This is a genomic window from Kosakonia oryziphila (assembly GCF_900094795.1).
In the GTDB taxonomy this organism is placed as follows: domain Bacteria; phylum Pseudomonadota; class Gammaproteobacteria; order Enterobacterales; family Enterobacteriaceae; genus Kosakonia; species Kosakonia oryziphila.
Genome location: NZ_FMBC01000030.1, coordinates 44,811 through 63,678, shown reverse-complemented (window position 1 = coordinate 63,678; position 18,868 = coordinate 44,811). Strand labels below are relative to the sequence as shown.

The following is an 18,868-nucleotide window of genomic DNA, read 5'->3' as shown; positions in this document are numbered from 1 at the left end:
AAAGCCGGAGCTTGTGGAGCAAGAGCTGTGGGGTGTCTTACTGGCTTATAATCTGGTGAGATATCAGATGATTAAAATGGCGGAACATCTGAAAGGTTACTGGCCGAATCAACTGAGTTTCTCAGAATCATGCGGAATGGTGATGAGAATGCTGATGACATTGCAGGGCGCATCACCGGGACGTATACCGGAGCTGATGCGCGATCTTGCAAGTATGGGACAACTTGTGAAATTACCGACAAGAAGGGAAAGGGCCTTCCCGAGAGTGGTAAAGGAGAGGCCCTGGAAATACCCCACAGCCCCGAAAAAGAGCCAGTCAGTTGCTTAACTGACTGGCATTAGGACTGACGGTGGGGATTATTATTCTGACGATAGGCGTGATGGCGCCGATTGCCAGCGGCTCGCTGCCGCCGTCCACCCTGCTACACTCCTTCGTTAACTGGAAGTCGCTGGTCGCCATTGCAGTGGGCATATTTGTCTCCTGGCTCGGTGGGCGAGGCGTGACATTAATGAGTACGCAGCCATCGCTGGTAGCAGGGTTGCTGGTAGGTACCGTACTGGGCGTGGCCCTGTTCCGGGGCGTTCCGGTCGGGCCACTGATTGCTGCCGGACTGGTGTCGCTGTTAATTGGCCGGCAATGAATAACGGCGCTGGTGGCGTTTGACGGCAAACTCCAGCGCACTACACAGCAGGTAGTAGACCAGGCCGGTAAAGATAAACAGCGCCACAGGGTAGACCTGTACCCGGTTATTCACCTGCCCGGCCACGGTGGTCAGTTCCGGCACGTTGACGATAAACGCCAACGAGGTGTCCTTCAACAGTGAGACCAGCAACCCCAGATATGAGGGCAGCGCGTTGCGTAACGCCTGTGGCAGCAGCACCAGGCGCAAGGTTTGCACACTGCTAAACCCGCCGCTCAGCGCCGCTTCGAGCTGGCCGTCTGGCAACGCGCCCAATGCCGCCAGCGTCGAATACATTACCGATGCCGAAGTAAACCACGCCAGCGCCAGCGTCACAGTCACCGCACCGGGCAGATCGGTTCCCGTCAGCCACGGCAGTAAAAACCACAACCAGAAAATCACGAAGATCAGCGGAATGCCGCGAATCAGTTCCGCCCACAGAAACAGCACCCTGCGCGGCCAGCCGCGAAAACGCCAGGCGCAACAGGCCAGCAGCACGCCGCCGGGAAAGGCCAGCGCCGCCGCGCCCAGGGTCATCAGCAGCGAGAGCAATACCCCGCCCGGCTCGCCCTGGGCGGCCCGCCCCCATAACAGATAATCGAGGTTATCGATGATAACGGTAACGTTAGCGATCATGCTGCCTTCCTGCTGCGCGGCGTAAAATCTGCCAGCTATGCGGCACATTGAACAGCACGCTCATCACCAGTCCCAGCAGTAAATAGAGCATGCTGCCAATGGCAAACGCTTCTAACGCATGCGCGTTGTAACTTTCGATCTGCCGGGTTTGGTAGGTCAGCTCGCCAAGGCCAATCCCGGTGGCCAGCGAGGAGAGTTTCATCAGGTTAAGATATTGCCCAACCACCGGTTGCCAGGCATTGCGCAATCCCTGCGGCAACAGCACCCAGCGAAACAATGCCAACGGGCTGAACCCCTGCGACTCGGCGGCTTCAATTTGCCCGCGTGGTACCGCGTACAGCCCGGCCTGAATCTCTTCCACCAGAAATGCGGCGGTAAACAACCCTAACGCCCAGGCGGAGGAGAGGAATTCCGGGGTAAACCACCAGACATTGCCCGGCAGAATGCTGAATGCATGGTCGTCATTGACATACTGGCGAAAATTCAGCGGCAACAGGTCCCAGGCGGCGAAATACCAGAACAGCAACTGCACCAGCAAAGGCGTGTTGCGAAACAGTGAAACCCACACCGCCACCACGCTGCGCCCCACTTTGCCGCCGGTCAACCGTAGCGCCAGCAGCAGCACCGTCAGAGTCGTCGCCAGCAGCATACCGGCAATAGTTACCCAAATGGTGGTGAGAAAACCGGAGACGATCCATTGCGCGGGCTGCCCGGTCAGCACGCCCGCCCAGTCGAGATGCAGCGCCATCACAACTCCTTGTTATCTGCGTGCAGTGGGTTGAGCACTTTTTGCAAAAAGCGCTGCGCACGCGGGTGTTGTGGCGCGGAGAAGAACTGCTCCGGTGCCGCCTGTTCCAGGATCTCGCCGCCGTCGATAAAGATCACCCGATCGGCGATTTCACGGGCAAACTGCATCTCGTGGGTGACAACAATCAGCGTGATGCCGCTGTGCGCCAGCGATTTCATCACCTGCAACACTTCACCAATCATCTCCGGATCCAGCGCAGAGGTCGGTTCATCAAACAGAATAATGTGCGGATCGGCCGCCAGCGTGCGGGCTATCGCCACCCGCTGCTGCTGCCCACCGGAGAGTTGCGAAGGAAAGTGATGCGCTTTGTCCTGCAATCCCACCCGCGCCAGTAACGCCAGCGCGATAGCCTGCGCATCATCGGCACTTTTACCGTGAATGTGCCGCAGCGCCAGCGTGATATTGTCCAGCGCATTAAGGTGCGCATAGAGATTGAATTGCTGAAAGACAAAACCGACATGGCGACGCAGTTCACGCAGCGAGCGCCCGGAGAGTGTGCTGGTCGGTTGGCCATCAACCTCAATCTCGCCGCTGCTTAGGGTTTCAAGTTGGTTGATCAGGCGGATCAGGGTGGATTTACCGGAGCCAGAGGGGCCGCAGACGGCCAACACTTCACCAGCAGCGACCTGTAAATCAATGCCATTAAGTACAACATTATCGCCATAGCGTTTCGTGACGCCACGAAATGCCACCGTTCCTTTTCTCACGGGAAACACCTCTGTGGCAAAAGCCACAGAGGTGGAAAACAGACCTGACAGCATATTACTTCGCTTCTATTTTAAAGCTGCGTGGAGCCGGTGTTTTGGTTTGTGGGCCAAACCAGGTATCGTAGATTTTTGCCGCGTCGCCGCGCTTCTCAAGGTTCACCAGTTCATCATTCACCGCTTTCAGCAGCGCGGTTTCACCTTTACCAACGCCAACGCCAATCTCCTCTTTCGACAGTAAATCCGGCAGGATTTTGAACTTGTCTTTGTCCGGCGCTTCTGCCAGTAACCCGGCCAGAATAGTGCTGTCTTGCGTAATCGCCTGTACGTTGCCATTACGCAACGCGGTCAACGCCAGTGGGATATCGTCATAGGCCAGCACGCGGGATTGCGGGAAACGCTGATGCAGCGCCTGCTCACCAGTGGTGCCTTTCACTGCGCCGATACGCGCTTTGCTGTAGGCATCCAGCTTATCGGCAGCCGTTGCCGGTACGAGAAACTGCTGACCGGTAACAAAGTATGGTGTAGAGAAGTCAATCACCTGCGCACGTTCCGGGGTGATGGTGATATCCGCAACAATCAAATCCACCTTGCCGGATTGCAACAGTGGAATGCGGTTCGCCGGATTGGTCGCAACCAGCTCCAGTTTTACCCCGAGGCTTTTCGCCAGCGCCTTAGCAAAATCAACGTCATAACCGACGATATTGTGCGATTTTGGATCAATCGCGCCAAACGGCGGATTAGCATCGAAGGTCGCCACTTTGACGACACCAGCGGCTTTGATATCCGCCAGTTTGTCGGCATGCGCAGAAAATGAGAGTGCGGAAAGGAGTGCCAGCGCGCTGAGCGCGGTAATTTTTGTGTGTAATGTGGTTGCCATGCTTATCCTTATGCCCTGTTATTGTGGTGATTTCAGCGCTAAAGTCACATAACACCATTCATCAGACAAATATCAAAAAGTGCATTGATTATCTGAAAATTTTATTAAAAACAGATGCGCCATATAAATCCCTTATTCGTTATTACCCCACAGAATATCCCATTAAGTCCCTATAAATGTAAGGGAAAAGAGAGCAGAAAATATTACTCTGTGCCGAGTGCGGACAGATAACGGCCCGGTGTCTGACCAGGCCCTTTTTTGAACATGGTAATAAATGTCGTGGTTGAGTCGTACCCCAGTGTCTGGGCGGCTTGCTGTACGGATTGGCCGCTAATCAGCAGTTGCAGGGCAAGGATCAATTGCATCTGATGTCGCCAGCGGCGAAAACTGAGGCCCGTCTCCCGGACCACCAGCCGCGCCAGGTTACGCTCGCTCATGGCGAACACCTGTGCCCACTGCACCAATGTTTGTCGCTCAGCCAGGCTGGCCTCCATATGATCGACCATCTGGCGGATCTTCGGATGCGCGGAAACAGGAAGCTGCAACTGCATCTGCGGTTGATCCGGCAATTCATCAAACAGCACTTGTATCAGCCGCTGCGTAGCTGGCTGGCGTCGCTGCAATGGCGTTCGTGCGGCAAGCGCCATAATCAGCTCGCGCACCAGCGGCGAGATCTTCAGCGTACAGCAATGCTCTGGCATCTGCTGATATGTACCGTGCTGGCGTGGTGATGGCAGTGTGCGGCGCATTCGCAGGCCGCGATCAGGAAATTATTGCCCGCTAAACAGCGCCATCCGGACGCATACCGGATGGCGTGTAAGAAGTGCAAAGCGACTTATTCGCAGGCAGCGCGCAACATCGCCTGCACCAGCGGAGAGGGTCGTCCAGCCAGCGCGGCGCGTTCATGCTGGAACAGCGTGGCGACAAAGAACGGGTGCGTCACCAGTTCCACGGCGCGGATTTCACCCTCTTCATCCCAACCGGTCACACGCAGATCGCCGTTCTCCAGTTCGCGGGCAAACTCTGCCGAAACGCCAAAACTGCAACGGTACGCCTCTTCCACCACATCTCGGCCATACGCGCGGGCAATCAGCGTATTCGGCCGCAGTTCGATGGTACCGGTTTGATCCACCAGCGCGCAGGTCAGCGCGGAGATCACCATGCGCCCTTCGGTTTCCGTTTCGGCATGTGCAGCGTCGCTCCAGCCCAGCACATTGCGGGCATATTCGATCAGTGCATGCTGAAAACCGCCGCAGGTACCGAGGAACGGCACAGCATTTTCTCGCGCATACTGAATAGCGATAAACGCGCCACGGGCATTTTTATAGGGGCTTCCCGGCACCACCCAGATGGCATCGTAACCGACCAGATCTTCGGCGCTGTTAATTTCGCTGGTCGGTAACCAGTCGTAATCAGCGGTAATGTCCAGTACGGCAGCGGCGTCATCAATCGCCAGCGGAATCGCCTGATGCGCAACAATGTCATGGCTGTAATCGCCGACCAGTGCGATACGCAGTGTTTTTTTCGGAGGGATGTGGTGCATGAATGTGTCCTTATGCCGGGGCAAATAACGAATAACATAAGGAACATCACATTAGCTGTCTTTTACTGGAATCACAACACCTTAAAATTGAGATCATGTATCACGGCGAAGAATGAAATAATCTGTTGTGCAAGAACAAATTATCAGGAGTCACCCGGGCAGCAGCGCCTGCCTGATGGGTTTTAAAGTGCGCAACAATTACCGGCATTAATAGCCTCGGTTGAAGAGAGGGAGAAGCAATGATCCACTGTAAACGTGTTTATGACACCGTCAGCAAAGACGATGGTTACCGGGTACTGGTCGACCGGCTCTGGCCGCGCGGCATAAAAAAAGCCGATCTGCATTTTGATGAATGGAACAAAACGCTGGCACCATCAACGGAGCTGCGCAAAGCCTTTCACGGGGAGTTGCTCGATTTCGCCAGCTTCAGCGAAGCCTACCGACAAGAACTGGATGCACAAAAAACGGCAGGCGAACAGCTCGCGGCGCGGGGTAAAAAGGGTACCGTTACACTGTTATACGCGGCGAAAAACGGGGCGCAGAATCATGCCATCGTGCTGGCTGAATGGCTACGCTCGTTAACTTAGTCGATAACCCGCTCGCGCAGATCCTGCGGTTCGCTGTCGGGTTGCAGTGGCATCAGATGCTCAGCCCGGATAAAAGCGAAGCCCTGCTGACCATCGAAAGCGGTGACATTTCCGGTGACCAGCCACAAAGCCCGGCCGGTGTTACGCGGCATCTCGGTTATTACGCCATTAACCGGGTTTAAAAAACGTTCTCCCGGCTGGCACAGGCCGAACAATTCAACGGCTTTACCAATATTGCAACGGCCATTGGCAGTCTGGGCGCCAATCACTAAGGCCTGGCTGCCCGCTCGTAGCTGAAACATACTTCTTTGGTACTCTCGCAACAGTAAAGTGAGATTAATCTGAAAGCGAAGTTTACCCTGGGCTACCCGCTACTGTCACGATCCGGATTGCGGATGATCACGACGCCATAACGCCCATTCATTGATCACCTCACCATTCGGCAATTTACACTCGGTGCGCACACCCTGCGGACTCTGAACCGGCACCCGCTGCCCTCCCTTTTGCTGGCAGTACACCGCCGCCGGATTGGCTTTGCCGATCTGCGGCGGCAATGGCGCATCGGGTTTTGGTGCGGAACAAGCGACCACTAAAAACGGCATACCCCATAAAACATAGCGCATCATTTTTTTCCTTAGGCTCAAGCGAAATCGCTATTCAGCATAACCTCAAGCCGGAGCTATCTCCATGATTTCTTCATTCTTACTGCACTTTTGACCATTAGAGTGAGCCTTGTTCTCACCCATGACCAAGAGAACATCATTCCGTAATCAATGAGTTTTTGCCCCGTCTTTATCAACGGGGCTTTTTTTATTTTCTCCTGTAAATTTCAGTTGCTCCCGCGCCGCGATATATCAAATACCCTGCTTTCATGATTTAATGTCGCGCAATACGCGCGGGATGAGGTATCGGGTAAAAAATAAAGAAAAAAACGTTACTCGTCTCGATTAAGCTTATTTACCCCTATGGATAGCTTGAGAAAAATCTGATTTTCCTCTATCTCTTATACAATTCATTTCTGGCGAATATCGCCGGTGAAGGAGTTTTCGTGAGAAAGACAACCATCATTATGCTGATTGTGGCAATTGTCGTCGTGGCCGGAACGCAATTGGGCTGGTGGTAATTCCAGACACATTGCTATTTCAGCGCAGAACTCAACCAAACGAATGATGGCGTCATCTGCACAGATTTCTACAGTCTCATTTATTTGGGCAGGCGCTTGCGAAACGGGCAGAACGTTTACCCTGCACGCAGGCGAAAGTGGCTGGTGATATCGACATCAACCTGACGCTGCATACGGGCTACGTTAAATTTTTCCCGCAGAAAGTGGTGCTGGCCGAGGGGATTGAGGACCTCGAAACCGCACGCATTCTGGAAGAGTATGACTGCGATGTTGCGCAGGGATATCTATTTTCACGTCCGCTGTCACCCGACGAGATCCCGGACTGGCTGCCCGACAGTACACGAAGCGCAGCGCCGATGATCATCAAATTCATTAATCTTCCCACAGAAAAATTTGCGTTAGCTCTGAATCCGGTAACAGGCTATAAAGTGCGCAAGTGACGGATATACGCTTTAACAATCTCAAAAAAACATTCGCTGGCAGTTTTGGTGTCGAAACTGCCGCTTTTTATTGCCCTTCCCCAACTTCAACCAGCACCTGAAAACAGGTACTCTTTTTCTCTGCAATTAATTTGCCGGAACCAAAATATATCGCATAAAAAACAGTAAATTAATTCAGTGCGTACGCAGAAGCATGCTAATGGCATCCTGTTCAGATAATCCATAACCTTTCACACAGACCTCCATCGCTTCATTCTGTGTCTGATTAAGCAGCGTCTCATTACCATTGGTGTGTAGGTTTCCTGAAACGATATCTCCCATCTCAACATCATATTTTCCCAGCAGCTCTGCGATGGCAAACTCGCCTTTATCATCGCGAATCACAAGAAAGCCAATGCGGTGTTCGTGGTGGACGACAGTACCTTTCATAAGAACAATCCTTTCGCAGTAAGAGAGTTTCAGAGTAGCTGAATCCAGCCCGACAGAAAACGATCTGGCGCGTATTTGGCACTTCTCAGTACAGCGTAGCAACAGGTTTATGATCCCGGCCACAACTCTTTTAGGTGGATCTGTAGTTTCAGCGGAAATATTCCCCTGCAATTCCCCTTGCAGCTTCAACAATAATAAAAATATCTATACTATGTGTGGTTATACTGAAATATAAATATACCCGTCATACTTCAAGTTGCGGTGTGTTGGTTATGTTCACTCATCCGAATTACTTAGCTGAGTAAGCTTATCGGGATTTACTCCCGAATTATTTGGGGTATATACAGTTAATTTACTGCCGTGCGCTTTTTAGCTCCGTAAGTGAAATTATCTTTTATCCCTGAAAAAAGATAATGACTAAACCGAAATTATTTTATGCACTATTTTGTCAGTACATAAGCAACAGGAAAAGGGAGTGACCACGTCCCGGTAGACAGTTTCTGTCCTCACGACGGGGTCAGTTCAATGCTGGCGTGACTTTTATTTCTACAATACTTCTTCAGGATTGCAACGTTGCCAGACGGGCAGCGAAACCGACAAAAATTAAACCAATCAGCGAATTTCCCAGACGGGTTAAGCGTTTTTTTGTCTTCACCCATTGCGTCACATACGAGCCTGTCACAATCAGGAAGCTGAAATAGCAGAAGCTGATTATTTCCAGCGTGCTGGCGAGAATAAAAAATGACACACCGGGCCGCGCATAATGGATATCGATAAACTGCACAAAGAACGAAACATAAAACAGAATCGCTTTCGGGTTAGTCAGGCTCAGCACCAACGAGCGTTTTAAAATATCGCCTTTGTGTGCATCGTCATCATTTTGCGGGTGCACAGGCTGCACAAAGGTACTGTAGAGCATTTTGCCGCCAAGCCAGAGCAAATAAATCGCGCCGAGATAACGCACGATATTGAACAATACCGGTGTTGTTTTAATCAGCGTGGCGACACCAGCATATGCGAGAAACATCAGCACAGCATCACCAATAAAAACACCTGCCGCAGCGGTATAACCGTTGCGTAATCCGCCAGCGATACTGGTTTTCAGCACAAAAAAGGTGTTCGGCCCGGGCACCAGAATGATAAAAATCGCGCCGATAAAATAAGTCCAGTAACTGATAACACCAAATTCCGCAAACACACTCACTTCCTTAGAGCTAACGCTACAACCACAATAAAATTCGTGACATATGCTACAAGGGGCGCCGCAGAAACGAAAGCGTTACGATGCTCCTCGTGGGCGATAAGCCCTGGGAAGGTCGTTAAATACCACTCGGGAACATCTTCAGGAAACATCAGTCGGGGAAAATAGTCACCCTGAATCATCTGGCATCCGTTAGTCTTTCACCCACTTCGCGCGCCAAAATAGTACGAAACAACCTATTGTCATCGCACAAAATACCTTCAGCCCATCCCCTTTCATTTTCATTGTTGATTACTGGTGTTTTATACAGTATAAATAGTGCGCTTTTAATTCACACACAGGAATGGTTAATGTTCGTTGAACTGGTCTATGACAAACGCAATGTTGAAGGGCTTCCCGGTGCCAGGGAAATCATCCTGGATGAACTTACCCGGCGTGTTCATCGTCTGTTTCCTGATGCCGATGTCCGGGTAAAACCCATGCAGGCCAACGGGCTGAACAGCGATGCCAGTAAAAACGACAGGGAAAAGCTGAACCGGATGCTCGAGGAAATGTTTGAAGAAGCTGATATGTGGCTGGTGGCGCAGTAAGGCAGCGCCACCGTGGATGACACCCTCTGAAGTTTGCGCCGAAATATGCCGGCTGCCAGAAAGTGCAGCCGGGCTGAAATGTTATGCCTGAAGTACACCAGGAGAAACCGTCAGCAAAGATTCCTTTCACATCCTGGAGTCTCTTCCTGCGTTCCCCTTCTACTCTTTTTCCTCAAAACGCATCGCCAGCCAGTGTGCCTGCTGCTGCATCACCAGCACCTGATGGCCCTGCTCGCGCCACTGAATATCGCCCTGGTTAAGGCAGCGTCTGAGCCGCTCCAGTGACGCCACCTGAAAACAGAGCGCCACCATTTTCGCCGGTGCCTGCGCAGCGACAGGCGGTAGCGCGAACTCCAGGCTTGCCTGTTGATGCGTGATAATACGCAGGCAACAGCTCCCTGAATCAAGCACATAGCCACCGTTGTCCTCCGCACGAGCCTCTATACTGAATAACTGGCGATACAGCGCCAGTGTCTGTTCAGGCTGAGGCGAAGCAATAACGAACGCGGACAGTGCCTGCACGCCATTAGGATGTACTTGCCAGGCGGGCTGCCAAATGGCTTGCGGCGTCTGATGTTCGCAGAAAAAACTGAAACCGTATGCCACGGCGCTGGCGCGGATCCGCGAGATACAGAATCGGGCTTCAGTCTGACTGCCGTCCGGCAGTATCACCGGGCGGAAGAAGTGGGTTGGAGGTTCGCCATCGAGTTGGCATTGCTGGAGATGCCGCCATACCGCATGCGCATCCCCGGTTTTCCAGACCAGCCCGGCAAGGCCTGGCGCAACGTTCCATAAACCTCGCGAGTCTGTCTGCCTGGCAGGCTCATAACCTAAAAGTTCCAGATAGTTATCGGCAAATATGGCCAGATGGTTGCTGGAGCCCATCGAATGGTGTCCCCGCGTGCTGAGCTGAAACCCCATCCGCTGGAACAGGCATTGCGCCTGATCCAGTTCTTCATCGACATTAATTACCGCGTGATCGATAACCGGTGTAATCGGCATGGCGTATTCCTTCTGTTCTTTTTATTGATCCTGTCAGGCGGCACGACCGCCAAAATAGAGCTCGCGCATACGGGGGTCGTCCAGCAGATCCCGCGCGCTGCCCTCCATCGCCACTTTTCCCAGCGCCAGTACATAAGCCCGGTCGGAAATGTGCAGTGCCTCCATGGCATTCTGCTCAACCATCAAAATGGTCACTTTTTCCTGGCGGCGGATGGTTTGTATGGCGCTAAACACTTCCGTCAGCATTTTCGGCGATAGCCCGGCCGACGGTTCATCAAGCAGCAGTACCGCAGGTTCAGGCATCAGAGCCCTGGCCAGCGCGAGAATTTGTCTCTCACCGCCAGAAAGCGCGGACGCGGGTGATTGCCACTTTTTATGTAACACCGGGTAATGTTCCGCCAGTTGCGCCATCCGCTGCTTACGCTGTCCGGGCGGTAAAAACTGTCCCCCGGTTTGCAGATTTTCTGCCACGGTCAGATTGTTGAAGACGTTGTCCAGTTGTGGGACAAAACCGAGTGCACATTCACGGATTTTCCGGTGTACCGGAATTTTTGCCGTTTCCCGTCCATCAATTTCGACCCGCCCTTGACGCGGGGAGACAAAACCGGCAATCGATTTCAGCAAGGTGGACTTGCCGCAGCCATTTGGTCCCAGCAGCGTCACAATTTCCGCCTGTTCAACGTGCAATGAAATACCATGCAGAATATCAATCCCAGGGGTATAACCGGCGACCACGTTTTCAAGGGTAATCATACGGCCTCCTGCAATGTTGCGGTGCTGTGCCCCAGGTAAGCCTCCAGCACCTGTTGGTTCTGCGCCAACTCGTCCGGGCGGCAACTGGCGACAATCTGCCCGCGATCCAGCACAATGCAGCGCTGGCACAAGGTGTTGATAAAGTGCATATCGTGTTCAATGACCAAAAGTGAAATGCCCTGATGGCTCAGGTTGACCAGCGTTTCGACCAGCTCCTGGCGTAATTTTGGGTGCACGCCGGCCATGGGCTCATCCAGCATCAGAAGCGTCGGTTTGCCCATCAGTGCACAGGCAATGCCCAGTAATTTTTTCTGTCCTCCGGAAAGCGCCGCAGCAGGCAAGTCTTTAACTTTGGTTAACAATAATATATCCAGTAATTCGCGGGCGCGGGCTCTGTCTTCCTGTTCGGCTTTACGCCCGGAGGCCAGCCCCAGCAGGCCGTTGAATAACCCGTGCTGACGAGTACCCGCCGTCATCACGACTTCCATAACGCTCATCTTTTCCGGCATGACGGGAAGCTGGAAGGTACGCGCAATGCCTGCCTGGATGATCCGGTGGCTGGGCTGACTAGCAATGGAGCGACCATCAAATGTAATGCTGCCGCCATCCGGTCGGGTAAACCCGGAAATGGTATTGAGCAGCGTGCTTTTACCGGAACCATTCGGCCCAAGCAGGCCAAGGATTTCGCCCTTCTCCAGCGTAAATGACACGGATGTTAGTACCTGGTTGCCGCCAAAGGCTTTGCTGACGTCAGCCACTTCAAGCAAACGGCTCATGATAAAGTCCTTAATTTTTCCGGTAACAGGCCGCCAGGCCGGGTGAGCAGACACAGTAATAAAGCCAGACCAACCAATCCCAGGCGCAAAGCGCCAGCCAGATCGGAACTGATATGGAAATAGTCTTTTGCGAAGGGGATAAAGTTATACAGCCCTTCCACCAGCAATACGCCCAACAGCACACCGCGCACATTGCCAATACCGCCGATCATCACCATGCTCCAGATAAGAAAGGTTTCCGACGAGAGCAAATAATCCGGGCTGACATAGTCGGTGTACCAGGCCAGTAACATGCCAGCCAGACAACACATTACCGCGCTACTCATTAACGCCCGGCATTTCAGCCACGGCAGCGCATAGCCCATGCAGATCGCTAATTGAGGTTGCTCGCGCATCAGCCGCAGCGCCCGGCCAAACCGGCTGGCGCCGATCCGCAGGCTGGCGAGCGTGGCGACGATCACGCTGAGCAGGATAATGACTGCGAAGATACGCGTATCGGTGACGATATCACCGGTTGACCAGGGCGCGGACAGCCCGCCAATTCCCTGCGCGCCGCCCGTCAGACGATCTTCATTGACGACCGCAATACGGATGATTTCAGCCAGCGCCAGCGTGGCAATGCCCCAGTAATCCGCCGTGAGCTGGCGGCCCAGCAACGTCATCAGCGCGCTGATAGCAATGGCACACAGTAACCCGGCCGGGATCACCAGCCACAGCGGTAACCCCAAATTGCTTCCCAGACCTATGGCATAAGCGCCGGTTCCGACAAACACGATATGACCGAAATTCAACAAACCGGCGTAACCTGCCTGTAAATTCAGGGCAAGCGCGACGATGGCATATATCCCGGCAAGGCAAAGAATATGCAGTAAAAACTCAGACACGGCGGATCTCCCGGTTAAACAGGCCATACGGACGCAGTAACAACGCCAGCAGCAGAATTACAAAAGATGAGGCATTTACCCAGGTCACCGGGATAAACAATAAGTCGCCGCCGAACAGCCAGCTCCAGTCGATGTTGGTAACGAGGGTTTCGGTTGCTGCGATAAGGAGTGCGCCAAAAATGGCGCCCATTGGGTTTCCCAGCCCGCCGAGAATGGCGGCAGCGAGTACCGGCAACATCAGATCATTGCCCTGGTTAACCCATGCGCTGGCGTTCATTGCCAGCATGCTGCCGCCCACGGCAGCCAACATTCCGGCAACCAGATTGACGGAGTGGATAATGGCGCTGGCATTTAACCCGGAGGCTGCCGCCAGATCCCGGTTACTGGCCAGCGCACGGATAGCGCGGCCTTGCGGCGTGCGAAATAGCAGCAGGCTGAACATCACCACCAGCGAAATCGTGATGCCAAGACTCCAGAGCTCGTCGGAGGAGATACGCGTGTCACCAGCCTGCAACAGTGCGCTAACTGGCAGGGAATAATTCACCGGGGCCGATCCCTCAACCCCAAGAACCAGTGCAATGAGCACCATCGATACCGCCAGTGAGCCAATCATGGCGTTAGCGGTGCCGCTTTTCAGCAGCGGCTGGTACACCCAGTGATGCAACATCATGGACAGCATGCCGCAGACCATTGCCGAAAACACGATTGCCAGAGACAACGGCATGCCAAGACGAAGCCCGGCTGCGGTAATAAATGAACCGACCATGGCATATTGCATATGGGCGATGTTGGCGAACCGTACCAGCCCGTATACCAGGCTTAATCCCAGCGCGACCTGCGACAAATCCGCAGTGCGAATCAATGTATCAATCAAAAACTGCAGCATGGTTTTTCCCCGATGATGTAGCATGAACTGGCAAGATAAAACGGCTCGTTACCGGGGAACCGGTTCGCCATTAAACGCTTTCACTTTCAGGTATGGCTGAGATTGACGCTGGTTATCGGCATCCAGATTTAATGTGCCGGTAATGCCCGTAAAGCCAGGCGCAACGGTTTTCATTGCCGCGATCATGGCTGCCGGATCGGCACTGTGCGCTTTATCAATCGCTGCCGCCGCCAGCATCACGCTATCCCAGGCATAGCTGCCGTACACGGAGCGAGGCTTCTCATGGAATTTTTTCTGGTACAGCTCAGCATAATTTGCGCCGTTACCGCTCGCCGCTTTCTGGTCAATACCCGCGACTTCCATACCAACCTGCCCGTTCGTGTACTGCGCCGGGGAACCTTCAATGGCCATGGTTAAATACATGCCATACCAGGGTGTTTTATTCAGCCCCAGTTCCCAGGCCTCACGGTTCAGCACAATGGCGTCCTGCCCGTAACTGGTATAAACATAGGCTTGTGGATGAGCGCGGGAGATTTGCTCCAACTCGCGGCGATAAGAAGGCTGACCGCTGGTATAGAGCACTTTGGCGACCACTTTGCCACCCGCTTTTTCAAACGCTTTGGTGAACTGTTCCGCCATTCCCTGACCATAAGCACCATCCGGGGCGATAAAGGCCACTTTGCTGTAACCAAGCTGGCGCACATCTTCTGCTGAGAAGCTCGCGGAAAGGGAATCCAGGCCAATAACACTCCAGGAGGTAGCGCCAATTTTGCGGATATCAGTGCTGGTGCCGGAAATATTGATGTGCAACAGATTGTTCTTCACCAGATATTGCCCAACCGGAATAGTGACGCTGGAGGAAAAACTGCCCACCACTAAAGGTACATGGTTAACCTGAGTTAACTTACGTACGGCGTTCAGGCCTGTTACCGGGCTTTCGGCGGAATCTTCCACGATCACATGTAATGGCTGACCATTAACGCCGCCCTGGGCATTTACCTGTTCAACCGCCAGTTCAATACCACGCCGTTGATCTTCACCAATGCTGGCGCTGGTGCCAGTTAAGGGTAAAATTGCACCAATATTCACATCGGCTTGCGCCGTGTGCGCCAGACCTAACAACGCCATACCTGCCAGTGTTGACAACGTCATGCCCTGCCCAAAACGATTTTTCATGCTGGTTCTCCGGTTTGCTGTGACCGGCTTCTGAGGCCGGTGTTTTGTCGCCTGCGCAAACGTGCACAAGCCTGCCTGGTAATGCCGAATAAGTGCGCACTAAAGTGAATATATAAGTGCATACACTTGTGCATTAAGCAAAGACGATGCCAGGGAACAGGACGTTCCCGACATCAACTGCTTATTTCAGGGACGACAAAGGCAAATTCGTGAATAAATACAATGGAATCGGTAATATTTAAGATCGCACAACGAAACTTTCATTTTCCTTTTTCATCGTGGTTTATAAAATCGTCTGCGTGCAAAAGTGAATACACATTGTGTCATTTTGGTGCAACGTTGCCGTAAAATGGTGCGTAAAAATTTCAAGACAATAAATAATATTAAAACTACTTATAAATCAATTAGTTTAAAATAACATGCAAGTGTATTCACTTTTGTGTTGAGTTGTTTTTTTCGCTGTGCTATCAATAAAAATATTACGTGAAATAACCCACACAGCATTTTTATTTCGTGGCAGGTGTGCGGTAAATTAAGGGGATAATGTGGTTGCCATTAAAAAGAAATCCCGTAGCGCTGACAGCGTGGAAAAGGTCTACGAAAAAGTGAAAGGCCTGGCGATTGATTACCACTTTCGTCCCGGCGAACGGGTGAATGAAGTTGAGCTTGCGGCACAGTTGGGCGTCTCGCGCACCCCGGTGCGGGAAGCGCTGAACCGACTGGCAAAAGACGGCTTTATGAACTTTGTACCCAACCGGGGTTTTTACTCTCGTGACCTGACGCCGGAAGGTGTCCGCGAGCTGTATGAAGTGCGAATGGTGATAGAGCAATCAACCTTTCGTTTCGCCTGCCTGCGGGCAACAGATGAAGAGATCGCTGCGACCACGGCTATCTGGGAGGAAGTGAGCCAGCATCGCCCGGCGCAAACCGAACAGGACTGGGCGAAGATCGCAGAAATCGATGAGCGTTTCCACATGGAAATAGCCCGTATTTCCCATAACAGTCGGCTCTATGAAATGCTCGATAGCCTGAATTCGCTCAGCCGTTTTTTCCGGCGTATCGATCTCGAAACGCCCGTGCGCAGGAACAATGCCTATGACGAACATGTCGAAATTATCGCGGCATTACGTCAGCGGGATATAGAAAAAGGCGTGGTGCTGATTGAGCAGCATATTTCATTGAGTGCCGGGCATGCGGTCGAAGTGACAAAAGAAGGACTTGCCAGGATCTATTTTGGCAAGCCCTGAACCGATCTTTTCGTTAAGGTCAAAACGATCTACCAGAGGGCATTACGCGTTCCGGTAATCCATTCACAGCGTCATGCTACGGCATTGCGCCGGGAAAATGCAGAGGAAATATGCCCCAAATTCCCGAAGAGATTATTCAACAGGCGATTATCTGGCGACGTGAGATCCACGCGCACCCGGAGATTGGCCTACAAGAGTTTCATACTTCCGCAAAAATCAGCAGCCTGCTGCGCGAATATGATCTTGAAGTACATACCGGCATTGCGGGCACTGGCGTGATTGGTGTTCTTCGCAATGGCGAGGGGCCGGCAATAGCCCTTCGCGCGGATATTGATGCATTACCCATCCAGGAAAACAACGTTGTTGCCTGGTACTCAGCATCGCCCGGCACGATGCACGCCTGTGGACATGACGGGCATACCGCCATTCTACTGGGTGCGGCGCGCTATCTCAGCCAGACCAGAGCATTTAACGGTACGGTGTACTTTATCTTTCAACCTGCGGAAGAGAATGCCGGCGGCGGGCGTTTGATGGTGGAAGAAGGGATCTTTACGCGCTTTCCCGTTTCTGCGGTTTATGCGCTGCACAACTGGCCGGGGCTGCCAGTGGGGGAAGTGGCCGTTAGCGCAGGCCCAATGATGGCTTCGCAGGACAATTTTTTTATCACGCTGACTGGCGTGGGATGCCATGCGGCGATGCCGGAAAAAGGTGCCGACCCGGTGCTGGCCGGTGCACACCTGATTACCGCGTTGCAAACAATCACGACGCGCCGCCTCTCTCCGCTGGACAGCGCCGTGATCAGCGTGACGCAACTGCAGGCCGGAGAAGCAATAAATGTCGTCCCGCAGACAATGCTATTGTCCGGTACACTGCGTTGTCTGAGCCAGGCCGCCCGAGCGCGTTGCCAGACCCTGATGGCGGAGTATGTTGAACAGCTCACCGGGCCGTTTGGCGTCAGCGGCAGCATTCGCTGGGAATACGGGTACCCGGTAACTGTTAACCATGAGCAACAGGCGAAAATTCTGGCAGATGCCGCCCACCACGTCCCCGGGATCACGCAGGTCCACACACAGTTATCGCCATCAATGGCGGCAGAAGATTTCGCCTATTTTCTGGAAGCCTGTCCGGGCGCTTATCTGTGGCTGGGGGCCGATGGCCCCACGCCTGGCCCGGCATTACATAACCCATATTACGATTTTAATGACCAGCTTATCGCGCCTGGCATCGGTTTGTGGGTATCGCTGGTGGAGAGTTCATTGAGCCCTGTTTCCGTTATTTCCGAGGATTAACTATGAGCCATATCCATTTTATTGGTGCCGGTCAAATGACCGAAGCAATTCTGCGCGCCGCCTTAAAACGCGGCACATTAAACCCGGATGAGGTCAGCTTATCGGATATTGATCCAGCGCGAATTGAAACGCTGAAAGCGCGCTATCAGTTGAGCAATACACAAGATTTGCCCGACGCGCTGGCTGCCGCGGATCACATCGTGATCGGGGTCCGTCCGCAGGATGATATTGCTGGTGTCGCACAACTGATTAAGCAACATGCAGCGCCACAGGCGTCGGTCATTTCTATTATTGCTGGCGTAACGCTGGCCCAATTGTCTTTGATGTTGGGCGAGTTGCGTCCGATTACACGTATTATCCCGAATACGCTGACGGATACCGGGCTGGGCTACAGCGGCGTGGCATGTAATGCTTATGTCAACCGTGCGTCCGTTATGCCATTCCTCGAAAGTTTCGGCAAGGTGATGGTGCTGGAGGAGCGGCTGATTGACATCTTCACCGGGTTTGCTGTCGCTGGCGTCAACTATGTCTATTACTTTGTCGAAGCACTGGCTGACGCCGGTGTTCTTGCCGGATTAACCCGCACTCAGTCAACACAGGTAGTGTGGGAAAACCTGGTCGGCGCAGTTGAAATGCTTAAGTTATCCGGACGCCATCCACGCCAACTGATGGATATTAATAACTCTCCGGCGGGTGTCGGCATTAACGGTTTATACGAGCTGAATAAAAGTGATTTTGCCGCTGGCCTGCAAAGCAGCGTTCTGGCTGCGGTACGTCGTACAACGGAGCTTTCCGGTCAAAAATAACACTACTTTTTAACAAGGTTGGTCTATGTCAGCAATTTCAACTTCTCAGGCGCCTGACGCTATTGGGCCTTATGTTCAGGGAGTCGATTTGGGCTTCCTGGTGTTCACTTCCGGGCAGATCCCGTTAAACCCTGCAACGGGCGAGATGGCGACGGGCATTGAGCAGCAAACCCGGCAGTCGCTGGAAAATGTGCAGGCCATTATCGAGGCAAGTGGGTTGCGGGTGGCGGATATTGTTAAAACAACAATTTTTGTCAAAGATCTCAATCATTTTTCGCAGGTGAACGCGGTGTATGAAGCCTTTTTCCGCGAACATCATACCACTTTTCCGGCACGTTCCTGCGTGGAAGTGGCACGCCTGCCAAAAAATGCCGGTGTGGAAATTGAGGCAATGGCAATACGCCGCTAATCACATCAGCGCAAGATTT

At 52.9% G+C, this 18,868-nt stretch carries 22 protein-coding genes and 3 pseudogenes; 9 read left to right on the top strand and 16 right to left on the bottom strand.

What is annotated here, in order from left to right:
* A pseudogene (locus GA0061070_RS15035) lies at positions 1-328 on the top strand (IS4 family transposase); the annotation flags it as partial.
* 13 nt (positions 329-341) lie between these two features.
* Positions 342-641 (top strand): annotated as a pseudogene (locus GA0061070_RS15030) (DUF441 domain-containing protein); the annotation flags it as partial.
* Here the strand turns inward: GA0061070_RS15030 and GA0061070_RS15025 are convergent.
* The 6 genes and pseudogenes from GA0061070_RS15025 to GA0061070_RS15000 all read right to left on the bottom strand — a co-directional run bounded on the left by GA0061070_RS15025 (position 624) and on the right by GA0061070_RS15000 (position 5,251).
* On the bottom strand, positions 624-1,316 hold the full coding sequence (locus tag GA0061070_RS15025) for an amino acid ABC transporter permease (RefSeq protein WP_090136878.1): 693 nt from the start codon (positions 1,314-1,316) through the stop codon (positions 624-626). The pseudogene GA0061070_RS15030 and the gene GA0061070_RS15025 sit on opposite strands and share 18 nt — an antisense overlap.
* Entirely contained in the window at positions 1,306-2,064 is a 759-nt protein-coding gene (locus GA0061070_RS15020) for an amino acid ABC transporter permease (protein ID WP_090136877.1), read from the bottom strand. The genes GA0061070_RS15025 and GA0061070_RS15020 overlap by 11 nt, the downstream gene beginning before the upstream one ends.
* Positions 2,064-2,885, bottom strand: coding sequence for an amino acid ABC transporter ATP-binding protein (locus GA0061070_RS15015; RefSeq protein ID WP_090136876.1), 822 nt, complete (start codon positions 2,883-2,885; stop codon positions 2,064-2,066). Before GA0061070_RS15015 ends, GA0061070_RS15020 begins: the two co-directional genes overlap by 1 nt.
* A gap of 1 nt (position 2,886) precedes the next feature.
* On the bottom strand, positions 2,887-3,708 hold the full coding sequence (locus GA0061070_RS15010; RefSeq protein WP_090136875.1) for an ABC transporter substrate-binding protein: 822 nt from the start codon (positions 3,706-3,708) through the stop codon (positions 2,887-2,889).
* A gap of 203 nt (positions 3,709-3,911) precedes the next feature.
* Positions 3,912-4,409, bottom strand: a pseudogene (locus tag GA0061070_RS15005) (helix-turn-helix domain-containing protein); the annotation flags it as partial.
* A gap of 134 nt (positions 4,410-4,543) precedes the next feature.
* On the bottom strand, positions 4,544-5,251 hold the full coding sequence (locus GA0061070_RS15000; RefSeq protein WP_090136874.1) for a CTP synthase C-terminal region-related (seleno)protein: 708 nt from the start codon (positions 5,249-5,251) through the stop codon (positions 4,544-4,546).
* A 239-nt stretch (positions 5,252-5,490) separates the two neighbouring features.
* Between GA0061070_RS15000 and GA0061070_RS14995 the strand changes: the two genes are divergently transcribed.
* Positions 5,491-5,838, top strand: a complete 348-nt coding sequence (locus GA0061070_RS14995) for a DUF488 domain-containing protein (protein ID WP_090136873.1) — start codon at positions 5,491-5,493, stop codon at positions 5,836-5,838.
* Here the strand turns inward: GA0061070_RS14995 and GA0061070_RS14990 are convergent.
* On the bottom strand, positions 5,835-6,140 hold the full coding sequence (locus GA0061070_RS14990) for a hypothetical protein (RefSeq protein ID WP_090136872.1): 306 nt from the start codon (positions 6,138-6,140) through the stop codon (positions 5,835-5,837). The genes GA0061070_RS14995 and GA0061070_RS14990 overlap by 4 nt on opposite strands.
* Before the next feature lie 75 nt (positions 6,141-6,215).
* Positions 6,216-6,461, bottom strand: coding sequence for a putative hemolysin (locus GA0061070_RS14985; RefSeq protein WP_090136871.1), 246 nt, complete (start codon positions 6,459-6,461; stop codon positions 6,216-6,218).
* 637 nt (positions 6,462-7,098) lie between these two features.
* Here GA0061070_RS14985 and GA0061070_RS14980 point away from each other — a divergent pair.
* Positions 7,099-7,401: a hypothetical protein gene (locus GA0061070_RS14980; RefSeq protein WP_425256059.1), complete on the top strand. Its 303-nt coding sequence runs from the start codon at positions 7,099-7,101 to the stop codon at positions 7,399-7,401.
* A 174-nt stretch (positions 7,402-7,575) separates the two neighbouring features.
* Here the strand turns inward: GA0061070_RS14980 and GA0061070_RS14975 are convergent, their stop codons facing one another.
* Positions 7,576-7,830, bottom strand: a complete 255-nt coding sequence (locus GA0061070_RS14975) for a hypothetical protein (protein ID WP_090136870.1) — start codon at positions 7,828-7,830, stop codon at positions 7,576-7,578.
* Positions 7,831-8,389: 559 nt separating this feature from the next.
* Complete coding sequence (leuE, locus tag GA0061070_RS14970; RefSeq protein ID WP_090136869.1) at positions 8,390-9,028, bottom strand: leucine efflux protein LeuE; 639 nt, start codon at positions 9,026-9,028, stop codon at positions 8,390-8,392.
* Positions 9,029-9,381: 353 nt separating this feature from the next.
* Between leuE and GA0061070_RS14960 the strand changes: the two genes are divergently transcribed.
* Complete coding sequence (locus tag GA0061070_RS14960) at positions 9,382-9,621, top strand: DinI family protein (RefSeq protein WP_090136867.1); 240 nt, start codon at positions 9,382-9,384, stop codon at positions 9,619-9,621.
* 159 nt (positions 9,622-9,780) lie between these two features.
* Here GA0061070_RS14960 and GA0061070_RS14955 read toward each other — a convergent pair whose 3' ends face one another.
* Genes GA0061070_RS14955 through GA0061070_RS14930 form a run of 6 tightly spaced genes read right to left on the bottom strand, consistent with a single transcriptional unit; the run spans position 9,781 to position 15,098 of the window.
* The gene (locus tag GA0061070_RS14955; protein WP_090136866.1) at positions 9,781-10,623 is read right to left on the bottom strand and encodes a VOC family protein; all 843 of its coding nucleotides are present in this window, start codon (positions 10,621-10,623) and stop codon (positions 9,781-9,783) included.
* A 33-nt stretch (positions 10,624-10,656) separates the two neighbouring features.
* Positions 10,657-11,376, bottom strand: coding sequence for an ABC transporter ATP-binding protein (locus GA0061070_RS14950; RefSeq protein WP_090136865.1), 720 nt, complete (start codon positions 11,374-11,376; stop codon positions 10,657-10,659).
* The gene (locus tag GA0061070_RS14945) at positions 11,373-12,152 is read right to left on the bottom strand and encodes an ABC transporter ATP-binding protein (protein WP_090136864.1); all 780 of its coding nucleotides are present in this window, start codon (positions 12,150-12,152) and stop codon (positions 11,373-11,375) included. Before GA0061070_RS14945 ends, GA0061070_RS14950 begins: the two co-directional genes overlap by 4 nt.
* Positions 12,149-13,036 carry a branched-chain amino acid ABC transporter permease gene (locus tag GA0061070_RS14940; protein WP_090136863.1) on the bottom strand — a complete coding sequence of 296 codons (888 nt, stop codon included), beginning with the start codon at positions 13,034-13,036 and terminating at the stop codon, positions 12,149-12,151. Before GA0061070_RS14940 ends, GA0061070_RS14945 begins: the two co-directional genes overlap by 4 nt.
* Positions 13,029-13,922, bottom strand: coding sequence for a branched-chain amino acid ABC transporter permease (locus GA0061070_RS14935; RefSeq protein WP_090136862.1), 894 nt, complete (start codon positions 13,920-13,922; stop codon positions 13,029-13,031). Before GA0061070_RS14935 ends, GA0061070_RS14940 begins: the two co-directional genes overlap by 8 nt.
* Positions 13,923-13,970: 48 nt before the next feature.
* Positions 13,971-15,098 (bottom strand): ABC transporter substrate-binding protein, encoded by a 1,128-nt coding sequence (locus GA0061070_RS14930; RefSeq protein ID WP_090136861.1) that lies wholly within the window; start codon positions 15,096-15,098, stop codon positions 13,971-13,973.
* Positions 15,099-15,643: 545 nt separating this feature from the next.
* On the opposite strand from GA0061070_RS14930, the gene GA0061070_RS14925 reads away from it, so the two are divergent.
* The 4 genes from GA0061070_RS14925 (at position 15,644) to GA0061070_RS14910 (ending at position 18,849) form a co-directional block, all read left to right on the top strand.
* Positions 15,644-16,345: a GntR family transcriptional regulator gene (locus GA0061070_RS14925; RefSeq protein ID WP_090136860.1), complete on the top strand. Its 702-nt coding sequence runs from the start codon at positions 15,644-15,646 to the stop codon at positions 16,343-16,345.
* A 110-nt stretch (positions 16,346-16,455) separates the two neighbouring features.
* Positions 16,456-17,634 (top strand): M20 aminoacylase family protein, encoded by a 1,179-nt coding sequence (locus GA0061070_RS14920; protein WP_090136859.1) that lies wholly within the window; start codon positions 16,456-16,458, stop codon positions 17,632-17,634.
* A 2-nt stretch (positions 17,635-17,636) separates the two neighbouring features.
* Entirely contained in the window at positions 17,637-18,440 is an 804-nt protein-coding gene (locus tag GA0061070_RS14915) for a pyrroline-5-carboxylate reductase family protein (RefSeq protein ID WP_090136858.1), read from the top strand.
* A 25-nt stretch (positions 18,441-18,465) separates the two neighbouring features.
* The gene (locus tag GA0061070_RS14910) at positions 18,466-18,849 is read left to right on the top strand and encodes a RidA family protein (protein WP_090136857.1); all 384 of its coding nucleotides are present in this window, start codon (positions 18,466-18,468) and stop codon (positions 18,847-18,849) included.
* Positions 18,850-18,868: the final 19 nt, after the last annotated feature.

Bases quoted from the DNA above. Each gene is read 5' to 3' on its own strand.
- GA0061070_RS15025 (WP_090136878.1), bottom strand. From the start codon at position 1,316: ATGATCGCTAACGTTACCGTTATCATCGATAACCTCGATTATCTGTTA.
- GA0061070_RS15020 (WP_090136877.1), bottom strand. From the start codon at position 2,064: ATGGCGCTGCATCTCGACTGGGCGGGCGTGCTGACCGGGCAGCCCGCG.
- GA0061070_RS15015 (WP_090136876.1), bottom strand. From the start codon at position 2,885: ATGCTGTCAGGTCTGTTTTCCACCTCTGTGGCTTTTGCCACAGAGGTG.
- GA0061070_RS15010 (WP_090136875.1), bottom strand. From the start codon at position 3,708: ATGGCAACCACATTACACACAAAAATTACCGCGCTCAGCGCGCTGGCA.
- GA0061070_RS15000 (WP_090136874.1), bottom strand. From the start codon at position 5,251: ATGCACCACATCCCTCCGAAAAAAACACTGCGTATCGCACTGGTCGGC.
- GA0061070_RS14995 (WP_090136873.1), top strand. From the start codon at position 5,491: ATGATCCACTGTAAACGTGTTTATGACACCGTCAGCAAAGACGATGGT.
- GA0061070_RS14990 (WP_090136872.1), bottom strand. From the start codon at position 6,140: ATGTTTCAGCTACGAGCGGGCAGCCAGGCCTTAGTGATTGGCGCCCAG.
- GA0061070_RS14985 (WP_090136871.1), bottom strand. From the start codon at position 6,461: ATGCGCTATGTTTTATGGGGTATGCCGTTTTTAGTGGTCGCTTGTTCC.
- GA0061070_RS14975 (WP_090136870.1), bottom strand. From the start codon at position 7,830: ATGAAAGGTACTGTCGTCCACCACGAACACCGCATTGGCTTTCTTGTG.
- GA0061070_RS14960 (WP_090136867.1), top strand. From the start codon at position 9,382: ATGTTCGTTGAACTGGTCTATGACAAACGCAATGTTGAAGGGCTTCCC.
- GA0061070_RS14955 (WP_090136866.1), bottom strand. From the start codon at position 10,623: ATGCCGATTACACCGGTTATCGATCACGCGGTAATTAATGTCGATGAA.
- GA0061070_RS14950 (WP_090136865.1), bottom strand. From the start codon at position 11,376: ATGATTACCCTTGAAAACGTGGTCGCCGGTTATACCCCTGGGATTGAT.
- GA0061070_RS14945 (WP_090136864.1), bottom strand. From the start codon at position 12,152: ATGAGCCGTTTGCTTGAAGTGGCTGACGTCAGCAAAGCCTTTGGCGGC.
- GA0061070_RS14935 (WP_090136862.1), bottom strand. From the start codon at position 13,922: ATGCTGCAGTTTTTGATTGATACATTGATTCGCACTGCGGATTTGTCG.
- GA0061070_RS14930 (WP_090136861.1), bottom strand. From the start codon at position 15,098: ATGAAAAATCGTTTTGGGCAGGGCATGACGTTGTCAACACTGGCAGGT.
- GA0061070_RS14920 (WP_090136859.1), top strand. From the start codon at position 16,456: ATGCCCCAAATTCCCGAAGAGATTATTCAACAGGCGATTATCTGGCGA.
- GA0061070_RS14915 (WP_090136858.1), top strand. From the start codon at position 17,637: ATGAGCCATATCCATTTTATTGGTGCCGGTCAAATGACCGAAGCAATT.
- GA0061070_RS14910 (WP_090136857.1), top strand. From the start codon at position 18,466: ATGTCAGCAATTTCAACTTCTCAGGCGCCTGACGCTATTGGGCCTTAT.